The sequence below is a fragment of the Okibacterium fritillariae genome (genome assembly GCF_052783725.1).
This window is the reverse complement of record NZ_CP199917.1, coordinates 1,476,774-1,490,104: the sequence shown is the minus strand read 5'-3', so window position 1 is coordinate 1,490,104 and position 13,331 is coordinate 1,476,774. Positions and strand designations below refer to the sequence as shown.

Annotated in this window: 14 protein-coding genes, 1 tRNA gene and 1 pseudogene; 5 read left to right on the top strand and 11 right to left on the bottom strand. The window is 67.2% G+C overall.

Features of this window, described 5'->3' with window-relative positions:
• Window positions 1-31 precede the first annotated feature (31 nt).
• The 3 genes and pseudogenes from ACUWEX_RS07000 to ACUWEX_RS06990 form a co-directional block, all read left to right on the top strand.
• Window positions 32-718, top strand: a pseudogene (locus ACUWEX_RS07000) (DedA family protein); the annotation flags it as partial.
• A 91-nt stretch (window positions 719-809) separates the two neighbouring features.
• Window positions 810-1,877 carry an App1 family protein gene (locus ACUWEX_RS06995; protein WP_445997538.1) on the top strand — a complete coding sequence of 356 codons (1,068 nt, stop codon included), beginning with the start codon at window positions 810-812 and terminating at the stop codon, window positions 1,875-1,877.
• A gap of 88 nt (window positions 1,878-1,965) precedes the next feature.
• Window positions 1,966-3,039 (top strand): FUSC family protein, encoded by a 1,074-nt coding sequence (locus tag ACUWEX_RS06990; RefSeq protein ID WP_445997537.1) that lies wholly within the window; start codon window positions 1,966-1,968, stop codon window positions 3,037-3,039.
• Between the two features lie 155 nt (window positions 3,040-3,194).
• Here the strand turns inward: ACUWEX_RS06990 and ACUWEX_RS06985 are convergent, their stop codons facing one another.
• On the bottom strand, window positions 3,195-3,749 hold the full coding sequence (locus ACUWEX_RS06985) for a YceI family protein (protein ID WP_077053343.1): 555 nt from the start codon (window positions 3,747-3,749) through the stop codon (window positions 3,195-3,197).
• Window positions 3,750-4,036: 287 nt separating this feature from the next.
• Between ACUWEX_RS06985 and ACUWEX_RS06980 the strand changes: the two genes are divergently transcribed.
• Window positions 4,037-4,687: a TetR/AcrR family transcriptional regulator gene (locus ACUWEX_RS06980; protein ID WP_445997536.1), complete on the top strand. Its 651-nt coding sequence runs from the start codon at window positions 4,037-4,039 to the stop codon at window positions 4,685-4,687.
• Between the two features lie 133 nt (window positions 4,688-4,820).
• On the opposite strand, the gene ACUWEX_RS06975 is transcribed toward ACUWEX_RS06980, so the two are convergent.
• From ACUWEX_RS06975 to rplU, 10 genes are all read right to left on the bottom strand, one after another.
• Window positions 4,821-4,896 (bottom strand) — tRNA-Ala (locus tag ACUWEX_RS06975).
• A 78-nt stretch (window positions 4,897-4,974) separates the two neighbouring features.
• Window positions 4,975-5,364: a ribosome silencing factor gene (gene rsfS, locus ACUWEX_RS06970; RefSeq protein ID WP_079727432.1), complete on the bottom strand. Its 390-nt coding sequence runs from the start codon at window positions 5,362-5,364 to the stop codon at window positions 4,975-4,977.
• A gap of 70 nt (window positions 5,365-5,434) precedes the next feature.
• On the bottom strand, window positions 5,435-7,180 hold the full coding sequence (locus tag ACUWEX_RS06965) for a hypothetical protein (protein ID WP_445997535.1): 1,746 nt from the start codon (window positions 7,178-7,180) through the stop codon (window positions 5,435-5,437).
• Window positions 7,177-7,782 (bottom strand): nicotinate-nucleotide adenylyltransferase, encoded by a 606-nt coding sequence (gene nadD, locus ACUWEX_RS06960; RefSeq protein WP_079727430.1) that lies wholly within the window; start codon window positions 7,780-7,782, stop codon window positions 7,177-7,179. Before nadD ends, ACUWEX_RS06965 begins: the two co-directional genes overlap by 4 nt.
• Window positions 7,783-7,811: 29 nt before the next feature.
• Window positions 7,812-8,024 carry a hypothetical protein gene (locus ACUWEX_RS06955; protein ID WP_079727429.1) on the bottom strand — a complete coding sequence of 71 codons (213 nt, stop codon included), beginning with the start codon at window positions 8,022-8,024 and terminating at the stop codon, window positions 7,812-7,814.
• Window positions 8,025-8,110: 86 nt separating this feature from the next.
• On the bottom strand, window positions 8,111-9,445 hold the full coding sequence (locus ACUWEX_RS06950) for a glutamate-5-semialdehyde dehydrogenase (RefSeq protein WP_445997534.1): 1,335 nt from the start codon (window positions 9,443-9,445) through the stop codon (window positions 8,111-8,113).
• Window positions 9,446-9,616: 171 nt separating this feature from the next.
• Window positions 9,617-10,411 carry a glutamate 5-kinase gene (gene proB, locus ACUWEX_RS06945; protein ID WP_200811493.1) on the bottom strand — a complete coding sequence of 265 codons (795 nt, stop codon included), beginning with the start codon at window positions 10,409-10,411 and terminating at the stop codon, window positions 9,617-9,619.
• A gap of 3 nt (window positions 10,412-10,414) precedes the next feature.
• Window positions 10,415-12,004 (bottom strand): GTPase ObgE, encoded by a 1,590-nt coding sequence (gene obgE, locus ACUWEX_RS06940; RefSeq protein WP_445997533.1) that lies wholly within the window; start codon window positions 12,002-12,004, stop codon window positions 10,415-10,417.
• Between the two features lie 140 nt (window positions 12,005-12,144).
• A complete protein-coding gene (gene rpmA / locus ACUWEX_RS06935; protein WP_077053348.1) occupies window positions 12,145-12,405 on the bottom strand; it encodes a 50S ribosomal protein L27 in 261 nt (86 codons plus the stop codon).
• A 20-nt stretch (window positions 12,406-12,425) separates the two neighbouring features.
• Window positions 12,426-12,734 (bottom strand): 50S ribosomal protein L21, encoded by a 309-nt coding sequence (gene rplU / locus ACUWEX_RS06930; RefSeq protein WP_077053349.1) that lies wholly within the window; start codon window positions 12,732-12,734, stop codon window positions 12,426-12,428.
• Between the two features lie 302 nt (window positions 12,735-13,036).
• Here rplU and ACUWEX_RS06925 point away from each other — a divergent pair, with 302 nt between their 5' ends.
• The gene (locus ACUWEX_RS06925) at window positions 13,037-13,327 is read left to right on the top strand and encodes a DUF4031 domain-containing protein (RefSeq protein WP_445997532.1); all 291 of its coding nucleotides are present in this window, start codon (window positions 13,037-13,039) and stop codon (window positions 13,325-13,327) included.
• Window positions 13,328-13,331: the final 4 nt, after the last annotated feature.

Genomic DNA, 13,331 nt, shown 5'->3' with positions numbered 1-13,331 from the left:
TTCTCCAGCCTCGATCACTAGGCTTCGGCTCGTGAACGACATCCTCATGTGGCTGCTCGACCTCGTCCAGAGCGTCGACCCCGTCCTGCGCACAGTGCTGGCCGGGCTGGGCATCTTCCTCGAGACATCCGTTCTCGTCGGCCTCGTCGTTCCGGGCGACACCATGGTGCTCGTGGCCTCGACGGCCGTCGACGGGCCCGTGCAATACCTCTCGATGGTGCTCGTCGTCATCGCGGGCGCCCTCGGCGGCGAATCGGTCGGGTTCGCGCTCGGCCGCTACTTCGGCCCCAAGATCCGGGCGTCGCGCCTCGGCCGAAAGATCGGCGAGAACAACTGGGTGCGCGCCGAGAACTACCTGCAGCGCCGCGGCGGCATCGCGGTCTTCGTGTCGCGCTTCCTGCCGGTGCTGCACTCGCTCATCCCGCTGACCGTCGGCATGAGCACCATGACCTACCGCAAGTTCATGGCCTGGACCATCCCGGCCTGCGTCATCTGGTCGGCCGCCTATGTCACGGTCGGCTCGGTCGCTGCGGGCACGTTTCGCGAGCTCTCCGAGAAGCTGCACTTCGCGGGCTACCTCTTCGTCGGGGTCATCGTCGTCTTCCTCGTGGCCGTCCTCATCGTCAAGAAGGTGCTGCACCGCAGCGAAGAACGACACATGACGGCGGATGTCGGGGCCGTCGCGGCTGGCGACGCGGTTAGCGACGCAGCCGGCGAACCCGCCGCCCCTGACAACTCCGCCGACCCCTCGGCCCCCTCGTCGCACGCAACCCCCGAGGCAGGGGCCGCAGACATGACAGACTTGACGGGTGCCCCACGACAGCGACCGCTCCCCCGACGCACCCCTCGTCGCCCACGCTAGACGAACGCTTCACCGCGCCGCCCGCATCGACGACGCCGTGCAAGATTGGCGCCACCGTCGCGCCCGCAAACGCGGTGACATCGCCACGGTCGTGCCCTTCACGGGCTACGGTTCCACCACCTGGGTGCGCGTCCTCGCGCGCGTCGTGCTCACGCCGCCGAAGGTCGCCGCTCCCAAGAAAGACCTCGACAAGCCCGATGAGCGCATTCGCGGGTGGCGCAGCTTCACGAGCATCCCCGTCGTCGAGGCGGATGTCTGGGTGCAGGTCGGCGACACGAAGCACCGCGTGCAGGCCGACCGCGGGGGCGTCGTCGACGTCGTCGTCACGGCCGACCTCGCGCCCGGCTGGCAGAGCATCACGCTCGGCACCGAAGACACCGAGCCCGTCGAGGCCCGCGTCTACATCGTCGACCCCAGCACGCGTCTCGGCGTCATCTCCGACGTCGACGACACCGTCATGGTCACGGCGCTCCCCCGTCCATTCGTGGCGGCGTGGAACACGTTCGTGCTCGACGAGCACGCGCGCACACCCGTCCCCGGCATGGCCGTCATGCTCGAGCGGCTGACCCGCAGCCATCCGACCGTGCCCGTCATCTATCTGTCGACCGGCGCCTGGAACGTGGCGCCCACGCTGACGCGCTTCCTGTCGCGCAACCTTTACCCGTCCGGCCCCCTGCTGCTGACCGACTGGGGCCCAACGCACGACCGCTGGTTCCGCAGCGGCCGGCTGCACAAGGAGACGAACCTGCGCCGGCTCGCGGACGAGTTCCCCGACATCCGGTGGCTGCTCGTGGGCGACGACGGCCAGCACGACGAAGAGATCTACGGCGCGTTCTCCGAGGAGCGCCCCGAACATGTCGCGGGTGTCGCCATCCGCCAGCTGTCCCCGGGTGAGGCCGTCCTCGCCGGTGGGCGCTCCAAGCCCGACGAGCACGCCCCCTCGCAGGCACGCTGGATCTACGCGCCCGACGGCGCCGGGCTGCTCGACCGCCTGTCGGAGTTCGATCTGTCCTAGGAAGCGTCCTCGGGTCGCGCAACGGCCCGACAATCGATGCCATTCGGGTCGCACACCAGCCCGAGAACCGATGCGAAGGGAGAACGGGATGGCTCGCAAAAACCGGTTGCGGTCGCTGACCCTTGCGACACCCATCCGCACCCCCAAGCGCCTGCCGTTCATCCAGGCGGTCAAGACGTCGGTCGCCACCATCGCGGCCTGGTTCGTGGCCATCACCGTTCTGCCCGGCCAGCTGCCGATCTTCGCGGCCATCGCGGCCCTGCTCGTCGTGCAACCGAGCGTCAACCAGTCGCTGGGCAAGGCCGTCGAGCGCAGCGTCGGTGTCATCGCGGGCGTGCTCATCGCGTCGGGTATCGGCATCGTCTTCGGCCAGCAGGGCTGGATCGTGCTCGCCGCGATCGTCGTGTCGATCCTCATCGGCTGGGCGCTGCGTCTCACCCCCGGCTCGTCGAATCAGATCCCGATCAGCGCCATGCTCGTGCTGTCGATCGGGGCGACCACCCCGAGCTATGCCGTCGACCGCATCATCGAGACCCTCATCGGTGCGGCCATCGGCGTCATCGTGAACGCCCTGATCGTGCCGCCCGTCATGATCGGCCCGGCCCGAGCGGATGCCGCAGCCCTCGTCGCCGAACTGGCCGCGAGCCTCGACCGCCTCGCCGACATCCTCGCCACGCCGCACAGCCACAGCGCCGTCGAGGGTGCCATGATCGAAGCCCGGCTGCTGCGCCCCATGCGCGACAAGGCCGTCGAGTCCCTGTCGAAGGGCGAAGAGTCACTCACGTTAAACCCGCGTCGGTCGACCCACCGCGACGAGCTGCGCCAGATTCGCGAGCTGCTCGACCGCCTCTCCCCCGTGGTCACCCGCACGATCGGCATGACCCGGGCCGTGCGGGACCACTACGACGCCACCCTCTCCGAGGAATCGACCGTGCAGCAGATCGCGCGCGAGCTACACCGGGCCGCGCACGACCTGCGGCTGCTCGATCGCCCGGCCGGCGACGACCGCGACGAGGATGCCGAACCGGTGACGGCCGAGATCCCCGCGCTGACCGCGCCGCTCGTCATCCAGAGGCCGCATCCCGACCACTGGATCCTGATCGGCTCGCTGCTCGAAGACCTGCGGCGCGTGCGCGAAGAGATCGTGGGCGCGAACTCCTGAGCGGCGCCGGGCACAGAAAAGCGGCGGAGAGTCCCGAGGGATTCTCCGCCGCTTCTGTGTGGCCCCAGGGGGCGACAGGCTGACGATTCGTCAGGGGATGACGGGCACCTGTGGCGCCGACATCCGTGTCGCCTCTGTGGGCCGACGAGGTGAGACTACGCCTGGAGCGCGGCCTGCAGCTCGATGGTGATGGTGACCTTCTCGCCGAGCAGCACGCCGCCCGTCTCGAGGGCAGCGTTGTAGTTCAGGCCGAAGTCTTCACGGTTGATGACGGTGGTAGCGGTCGCGCCGGCCTTGTAGTTGCCGTACGGGTCCTGGCTGAAGCCACCGAAGTCGAAGTCGAACGTGACGGGCTTGGTGACACCCTTGATGGTGAGGTTTCCGTCAACCTTGAAGTCGCCCTTTTCCTGGCGAACGGCGGTCGAGACGAAGTCGATGGTCGGGTACTTCTCGGCCTCGAAGAAGTCACCGGTGCGCAGGTGGCCGTCGCGGTTGGGCTCGTTGGTGTTGATCGACTCGACCTTGGCGTGCGCGGTAACGCTCGAGTCGAGGGGGTTCTCGCCCGTGACGAGGGTGCCCTCGAAGAGGTCGAACGTGCCGCGGACCTTCGAGATCATGAGGTGGCGGATGCTGAAGCTGACTTCGGAGTGGGTGGGGTCGATGACCCAGGTGCCGGCCTTGTAACCGGGAATGTCGATGGTGTCCGTCATGAGGTGCTCCTTGTTCGTTCTGTGATCCGGATATCGGACCGTGGCGGGCTCATCGCCACCGAACTATGCAAACACATGTAAATGGATCTCTATTCCGGTTTCGGGAAACTTCTTCTGAACGATGATGGATGCCGGAGCACCGAGCTCCCGCCCGCACCGCAACACCCCTGATAAGATCGGGTTTCATCGGTTGCGGTCGCGCGAACCCTCGGCTCGCTGGCAGATGAACGCATGTTGCACCACCCGGCGTGTCGCATGCTCGACCGCCCGCACAAAAAGGGGTTTTCATGACGCAGCCCGTCGCCCACGCACCGATCGAGCCGATTGAGCCGCTCGGCGAGCCAACCGGCGCGACACTCGAGGGTTCGCTCGACGCGCGCCCCCTGCCCGTGCGCGATCGCATCCTCAACGCCGCGACAGCACTGTTCTACGCGGAGGGCATCCGAGCCGTCTCCGCCGACAAGATCATTCAGGCCGCCGGCATCACGAAGGTCACTTTCTACCGGTATTTCCCCTCGAAGGACGACCTCGTGGTCGCCTACCTCGAAAATCGCGCCGCGTGGGAGCGCGCCGGCATCAGTCACGTGCTGGCGCGGGCGGCAAACCATCCCTCGATCGCACTCGGCCTGGTGGCTCGCGCGCTCGGCGACGAGGCGTGCACACCGGGTTTCCGTGGGTGCGCCTTCCTGAACGCCGGTGCTGAATACCCAGACCCCGAACATCCCGTGCGCGTCGTCGTCGACGAACACCGCCGCTGGGGCATTCGCACCGCACGCGAGGCACTCGAGAAGATCGGGGTTCCCGATGCGGAGTCGGTGGCCGAAGAGCTCATGATGCTGCGCGACGGCGCCATGATCTCGGGGTATGTCAGCGACCCGGCGACCGTCGGTCAGAACCTGTTCAAGGCGGGGCGAGCGGTCATCCAGTATCGCGGCTGAGCCGCGCGCAGACGTGGCTCCCGAAAGATTTCACAACGGGATGTCTCGTCGTTGTCGTGTCGCCATATTCGACGCGTTCTGAGCAAAAAAATATGGTCTCGCAGAAGATTCTGCGAGACCATATTTCATGTTTTGGTGGATCTGAGGGGACTCGAACCCCTGACCCCCTGCATGCCATGCAGGTGCGCTACCAGCTGCGCCACAGACCCAGATTTTGTCTCCGATCGCTCGAAGCAACCTGTTTAGATTACTACACGAATCGGCCGAAGACGAAATCGAGACGGCACTTATCGCAGATCTTCTGCCGACGACTGCGTGACCTTCTCGGGCAGGGGCAAAACGGGGCAATCCTTCCACAGGCGTTCGAGCGAGTAGAACATGCGCTCTTCCTCGTGGAACACGTGCACGACGAGGTCGCCGAAGTCGATGAGCACCCAGCGGCCGGCGCCGTGGCCCTCGCGGCGCAAGGTTTTGTGCCCGGCCAGGTTGAGCTGGTCTTCGACTTCGCCGGCGATGGCCTGGACGTTGCGTTCGCTGCGGCCGGTGGCCAACAGGAAGACGTCGACGAACGGGAGGGGCTCGGACACGTCGAGCGCGACGAGGTCGTCGGCACCCTTCGAGTCGGCGGCTTCGGCGGCGATGGCCAGAAGCTCGAGCGAGGTGTCGCGTGCGGTCACGGTGTGGATCCTTTCACGGTGGGATGACCCCCCTGCGCCGCCACGGGCGGTGCGTTGATACGAGGGAGGGCTAGAAGGCACCCACGACGAAGCCGACGATCACCACGGCGAGCACGGCCGTGAGCAGGGCTCCGGCGGTGATGGCCAGGATGATGAGCAGGCGGTGGTCGCGGCTGGGTGCCGGAGGGTTGATCACGTCGCCGGTCTGCGTGTGCGTGCTGACGGCGCGGGCAGCCGAGACGGGGGTGCCGGCCGTTGCGGGCGCGGCATCTTCGTCGGCCTCGAACATGGTGTCGAGTTCGGCCTTGTCGAAGTAGTTGGGGTGCTGCCCGGTGGAGGACAGGCTCGCGGGCAGGTCGATCGAACCCGTGACGATCACGTTGCCGTTCGAGGAGATCGGACCGGTGAGCGAATCGTTGGACGGCATGGTGGGCAGGATGAGCGCATTCGAGGCGGCCTGCGCCTCGGCCGCTTCCACACCACGAGCGATGATGCGGTCGAAGGGCTGATCGTGGGGCACGGCCGTGCTGGCCGCGCTGCCCGAATCGAGCACCTGCTCGCCGAAACCTTCGGCCAGCTTGGGCGCTTCAGCGTCGGCGTCGGCGTCGGCGTCGGCAGCAGCCTCCGCGTCAGCGGTTTCGGCGGCCGACGAATCGTCGTTCTTCGTCGATTCGTCCGTATCCGAGCTGTCGACGACCTCGGGGACGACGATCGTCTCGGGGCGGTTCGCTGACGCGCCCGACGCCTGAGACGGGGACTCCGCTTCGGCGTCGACGATCTCGGCGTCGGTCGTCTCGCTGGTAGACGTCGCTGCACTGTCGTCGGCGCCGACGGGCGTGTAGCTCGAACGACGGGGTCCGGGGCGGCCGGATGCCTGCTCGCCGGCATCCGCAGTGGAGTCGAGGCTCTCGATGAGAGGGGCGGCGGCGGCCGGCTTGCCGATGAAGGCGGGACGAATGGGGGCGACCGGAGCGGCCGCCGATGCATCTTCTGCAGCCACGTCGGGCACAGCCTGGGCGGCTGCAGCCTCGCGCGCTGCGTCTTCCGCACGCTTGGCCTCTTGCGCGGCCTTCTTCTCGGCGCGCTTCGAACGCTTCGAGGACTTCGTGGGCGTCGGCTCTTCGGCCACGTCGACTTCGGCGTTGCTCGTGTCGTCCGCGGTCGCGTCGGCCGCGTTCTTGCCAGCACCGGTCTGGGTCGCGGCGTTCTGCGCTACCTGGCTCTCGGCAGCGTCGCTCGTGGCAGCGTCGTTCTCGGCAGCGTCGCTCGTGGCAGCATCGCCCGCGTCGGCGTTGCTCGTGCTTTCGTCGCGCTGGTCTGCGTCGCTCGTGTCGGCACCGTTCGTCGCCGGCGTCTCCCCCGCGGTGGCCGCGGCCGTCGCAGCACGGTGAGCCGCAGCATCCGCCGCACTGATCACGGGAACCGAAGCGGTCTTGGCCTTCTCGAGGTCGCGAGCCTGGCGCCGGGTCAACGGGATGCCGGCCTGCGCGCGCTTCTCGAGCTCGGCAATCTCTTCGACGGACAGAGTGGGTGCGGTCTGCCGGGCAGCTTCGGCCTTCTCGGCGTCGGTGGATGCATCGGCAGCGGCTCGCTCGGCCGCCTGAACGTCGGGAATCTGACCACCGGCGACGGCAGCCGACGTGGAAACGCGACGCGAACGGGTGGCGGGTGCGGCGGCCGGAACCGTCTTCGCGGCATCGCCCGAGTCTGCGGAACCCTCGGCAGCGCCGACGATGGGCACGCCTTGCGTGTCGACCCCGCGCCGCTCGCGCATCTGGCGGCGGGTGAGTTGTGGCTCGTCGGTGTTCGAACTCATGGGCTACTCCGGTAAAGGTGGTGTTTGGTGATGTACTGCACGACACCGTCGGGAACTAAATACCAGACCGGGAAACCCCGGTTAACCCGGCTTCGACAGTCGGTAGACGATATCGCCAGCGCAGGAACCTCCAGCAAGCTTACGTCTTGCTGTGGCAGCCCCGAAATGTTGAGCGGATGTCCCGGACGACTCACAGCGACGAAATGCGCCAGCGACCAGAGCTCGTCGTGGTCTTTCCAGCCGAGGATCTGGGCCACAGCATCGGCACCCGAGATGAAGAAGAACTCGGCGTCGGGCCGCTGTTTGCGCAGATCCCGGAGAGTGTCGATCGTGTATGTGGGCCCGCCCCGGTCGATGTCGACGCGGCTGACGGTGAACTGCGGGTTGGATGCCGTGGCGATGACGGTCATCAGATAACGGTGCTCGCTGCTCGTCACCGTCTGCTTGTGCCACGGGCTGCCCGTGGGAACGAAGATGACCTCGTCGAGGCCGAACGATTGCGCGACCTCGCTGGCCGCCACCAGGTGACCGTGGTGGATGGGGTCGAACGTTCCACCCATCACGCCGATGCGTGGCCGGGTGGTGCTCGCGGCGGAAGTCACAGGTCGTCGACTGCTATCTAGCGCCCGACTTAGTGGCCGTGGCCCGAGACGTCGTGGTCGTGAACCCGGCCCGCGCGGGCGTTGGCCTTGGCGGCGTGGCGGTTGGCGACATCGCGGTAGGAGAACGTGGCCAGGCCCAGGAGGATGAAGATGATGGCGGCGATCAGCGCATACATGAAGGTCGGCATGGGCAGCTCGACGTGCGCTTCGGCCGCGGCCAGCACGATGGTCGCAAAGGACATCAGTTCTCCGTTCGAAAGTTTTTCCCGGCCCCGTGCGCGTGATCACGCCAAAAGAGCCTCGTAGTAGTGTACCGGCTCGGCACCCGCTAGGCGCGAACCTGGCCGGACCCGCGCACGATCCACTTGGTGCTCGTCAATTCGGGCAGCCCCATGGGGCCGCGGGCGTGGAGCTTTTGGGTGCTGATGCCGACCTCGGCGCCGAACCCGAACTCCCCGCCATCCGTGAATCGCGTGGAGGCGTTGACCATGACGACGGCCGAATCGATCTCGGCGAGGAAGCGCTCGGCCGACGCGACGTCGTCGGTGATGATCGACTCGGTGTGGCCCGTGGAGTAGCGGCGGATGTGCTCGAGGGCCTCGTCGAGGTCGTCCACGATGCGCACCGCGATATCGAGCGTCATGTACTCGGTCTGCCAGTCGGCCTCGGTGGCGGGGGCGACGTCGGGGGCGAGGGCGGCCGTGCGGGCGTCGCCGTGCACGGTGACACCCGAGGAACGCAGGCGCTCGAGCACCTGGGGCAACACGCGCGCCGCGGCATCCCGGTGCACGAGGAGGGTTTCGACGGCGTTGCACACGCTCGGGCGCTGCACCTTGGCATTCTCGACGATGTCGACCGCCCAGTCTTCGCGCGCCGACGCGTCGAGGAAGATGTGCACGACCCCCGCACCCGTCTCGATCACGGGCACCTGCGAATCGCGCACGACAGTCTGGATAAGTGCAGCACTCCCCCGCGGAATGAGCACGTCGACGAGGCCCCGGGCCCGCATCAGCTCGGCGGCACCGGGACGGCCGAAATCGTCGATCGTGTCGACGGCCTCAGCGGGCAGCCCGGTGCTCGTGAGCGCCTCGCGGATGAGGGCGACGAGCACCCGGTTGCTGTTCTCGGCGGCCGTGCCACCGCGCAGAATGACGGCATTGCCGCTCTTCAGCGCGAGGGCGGCGATGTCGATGGTCACGTTGGGCCGCGCCTCATAGATCGCGCCGACCACGCCGAACGGCACGCGCACCTGATCGATCTTGATCCCGTTGGGCAGCGTGCTGCCGCGCACGGTCTGGCCGAGAGGGTCGGTGAGACTCGAGATCTGTCGCACGGCCGCGGCGAGTCCGTGCAGGCGCGACTCGTCGAGACGCAGTCGGTCGACGAGCCCCGGCGCGAGACCGTTCTTCTGGCCCGCCTGCAGGTCGAGCGCGTTGGCTTCGACGATGCGCTCGACGTTCGCTTCGATGCCCGCCGCGATGGCGTGCAGGGCGGCGACGCGCTGGTTTCCGGTCGAACCGGCCAGGATGCGGGATGCCGCACGCGCCGCGATCAGCCGCTCGTGCACACCCGACACCACGTCGTCGACGGGCCCGCCCGCCGCGGCCGCCGCGGGGCTGTCGTCACCGGAAACGTGCTGCGAAACATCGGCTGCCAGAGTCATGACCCGAGTTTAGCGATCGGGGCGCCGGGGCGACACCGTGTGACGGCCCGGCGATGAGTAGGTGGGACTGTGGAGCCAGACGACGAGCGGGGGCGACTGCGACGATGGGATGACGCGCGGGTTCCGTTACGGCGCCCAACGACGAGCGGGTGCGATCGTGTCGCTCGACGCCTAGCGCGGTTGAGGCTCGAACCAGGTGCCGATGGGCGCGCCCTCGAGCGCCTGCTCGACCAGGGCGGTGGCCGTGACGAGGACGGCGGTGCCGGCATCCGCTGCCAGTCGCGCGGCGGAGACTTTGGTGGCCGCTCCCCCGGTGCCGACGCCCGACCCCGAATCGCCGAACGAGACACCCTCGAGCTGCTCGCCCACGGCGACGTTGTCGATGCGCACGGCTCCCGGCTCGGACGGCGGCTTGGTGTAGAGCGCGTCGACGTCGCTCAACAGCACGAGCACGTCGGCGCGCACGAGCTGCGAGACGAGGGCCGCGAGCCGGTCGTTGTCGCCGAAGCGGATCTCGTGCGTGGCGACCGTGTCGTTCTCATTGACGATCGGCAGAATACGGAGCGACAAAAGCCGTTCCATCGCACGCTCGGCGTTGCTGCGGTGCGTCGGGTTCTCGAGGTCGCCCGCGGTGAGCAGCACCTGACCGGCGACGATGTCGTAGCGCCGCAGGCTGTCTTGATAGCGGTAGATGAGCACGTTCTGCCCGACGGCGGCCGCCGCCTGTTGCGTGGCGAGGTCGGTCGGGCGCGAGTCGAGGCGCAGGTGCGGCATGCCGGTCGCGATGGCACCAGAAGACACCAGGATGACTTCGACCCCCCGCCCGAAAGCCCGCGCGAGCGCGTCGACCAGGGGCTCGATCTGCCCGGCGTTCTCACCGGAGATCGACGACGACCCGACCTTCACGACGACGCGCCGGGCGGCGGCGATATCGCCGCGCCCGCGCACCTGCACAGCCTGCGCCATGGGTTACTCGGCTTTCTCCTCGGAGGAACCCTCGTGCTCGGCGCCGTCGGGGCCGGATGTCGGTGCCGAATCGGCCTCGGCATCGTTCTCCTCGTCGACGTTCCACAGCCCGGCTTCGCGCTCGCGCGCCAACTCGGCTCGCGCCTCGGCCTTGGCATCCATGCGCTCGAAGTAGTTCTCGCGGCGCTGGTTGCGCGTGGGACGGAAGTTATCGTCGAGTCGGGCGTCGGCACCACGCGGCGTGGTGATGAGCTCGGCCGTCGAGGTGAGCGTGGGCTCCCAGTCGAAGACGACGCCCTGGCCGGGTCCGATGACGACGGTGGAACCGGCGACGGCACCCGCCTTGAAGAGCTGGTCTTCGACGCCGAGCTTGGCCAGGCGGTCGGCGAGGAAGCCGACGGCCTCGTCGTTGGTGAAGTCGGTCTGAGCCACCCAGCGCTGCGGCTTCTCGCCGAGGATGCGGTAGACGTTGCCGTAGGTTCCACCCTCGACGACGACCTTGAAGCCGCTGTCGTTGACGGCCTGCGGACGGATGACGATGCGGGGACGCGCGGCGGCTTCGGCCTCGCGGGCGCGGCGTTCGGTCTCGACGAGCTCGCCGAGCGCGTAGGACAGCTGACGCAGGCCCTCGTGGCTCACGGTCGAGATCTCGAATACCCGGTAGCCGCGCGCCTCGAGGTCGGGCGTGACGAAGTCGGCGAGTTCGCGGCCTTCGGGCACGTCGATCTTGTTGAGCGCGATGAGCTGCGGGCGCTCGAGCAGCGGGGTCTGACCTTCGGGCACCGGGTATTTGCCGAGCTCGTTGAGGATGATGTCGAGATCGCTCAGCGGGTCACGGCCGGGTTCGAGCGTGGCGCAGTCGAGCACGTGCAGCAGGGCGGAGCACCGCTCCACGTGACGCAGGAACTCGAGCCCCAGGCCCTTGCCTTCGCTGGCACCCTCGATGAGACCGGGCACGTCGGCCACGGTGTAGCGCGCCTCGCCGGCCTGAACGACGCCGAGGTTGGGGTGCAGCGTGGTGAAGGGGTAGTCGGCGATCTTGGGCTTGGCGGCCGAGATGGCGGCGACCAGGCTGGACTTACCCGCGGACGGGTAACCGACGAGCGCAATATCCGCGACGATCTTGAGCTCGAGGAAGACATCGCCTTCCCAGCCCGGGGTTCCGAGCAGGGCGAAGCCGGGCGCCTTGCGCTTGGTGCTGGAGAGAGCCGCGTTGCCGAGGCCGCCCTGGCCGCCGGGGGCGACAACGAAGCGCATACCGGGCTCGACGAAGTCGACGAGCTCGTTGCCGTCGGCGTCTTTCACGACGGTGCCGACGGGAACGGCGAGTTCCATCTCTTCGCCCATGAAGCCGGCGCGGTGGTCGCCCATGCCGGCGCCGCCGTTCTGAGAGTGACGGTGGGGTGCGCGGTGGTAGGCCAACAGAGTGGTGGTCTGCGTGTCGGAGACGAGGACGATGTCGCCGCCGTGCCCGCCGTTGCCGCCGTCGGGGCCGGCGAGGGGCTTGAACTTCTCGCGTTTCACCGAAACGCAACCGTTTCCGCCGTTACCCGCACGCAAGTGCAGTGTTACTCGATCGACGAATGTCGCCACGAGCCCACCTCCTTCACCCTCATTTGTTCGCCGGATGTCGTCCGACGGTGTTGTAGCCAAAAAAACAGTGGGCGAGCCGAGGCTCGCCCACTGTCAGAAATCACTGCGGCGTCGTTATCGCGCCGCCGGCGAATCGATGCTTATTCGGCAGCCGATGCGACGATGTTGACGACCTTGCGGCCGCCCTTGTTGCCGAACTCGACCGCGCCGGCCGAGAGGGCGAACAGCGTGTCGTCGCCGCCACGCCCGACGTTCACGCCGGGGTGGAAGTGCGTGCCGCGCTGGCGGACGATGATCTCGCCCGCGAGGACGACCTGACCGCCGAAGCGCTTGACACCGAGACGCTGTGCGTTGGAGTCACGACCGTTGCGAGTGGAACTCGCACCCTTCTTGTGTGCCATCTGTTCTTCTCCTCGATGCCTTACTTGATGCCGGTGATCTTGACGCGCGTGAGCTCCTGACGGTGCCCCTGACGCTTCTTGTAACCGGTCTTGTTCTTGAACTTCTGGATGACGATCTTCGGACCGCGGAGGTTGCCGAGAACCTCTGCCGTGACGGTCACCTTGGCGAGCGAACCCGCGTCAGAGGTGATCTTGTCGCCATCGACGAGCAGGACAGCAGCGAGCTCGACGTTGCCTTCTGCATTGGCCTTGATCCGGTCCATCGTGACGATGGTGCCGACCTCTACCTTTTCTTGCCGACCGCCGGCGCGCACAACTGCGTAAACCACTACTCGTACCTATCTTTGGGGAGCTCTACACTCCGGTGAACATATTTCGGACAGTCACTGCCCGATGTTTCAGACAACTCCTGTACAGATTGAACGAGTCCGGATGATTATCCACACCGCTCGAGACCTGCACCGGTTGATCTGTACCGTTCGGCACCCCGCGAACGGGATGACCTGTCGGTGTCAGAAAACCTGTGTGATGCGCGGATTGAACAACGCACACCAACGGTCAACTCTACTCGATTACTTCTTCAGCCACAAATGCGACCGGAGCTCTCTCGACACGTTCCTAAGATTGTCTCATGACCATCCTGATCGACCCGGCCGACTGGCCGGCACACGACACGTTCTGGTCACATTTAGTGAGCGATTCTTCGATCGAGGAGCTGCACGCCTTCGCGAAACGCAATGACGTTCCGCCGCGCAGTTTCGACCTCGACCATTATGACGTGCCTGCCCGCGCCTATGAGCGATTGATCGCCGCCGGGGCGGCCCCCGTGCCGTCGAACGAACTGGTGCGCCGGCTGATCGCCTCGGGCCTCCGGGTAAAGGCGAAGGACCGAGCCCGTAAGCCCGGTCCTTCGTCACGCTGAGCTG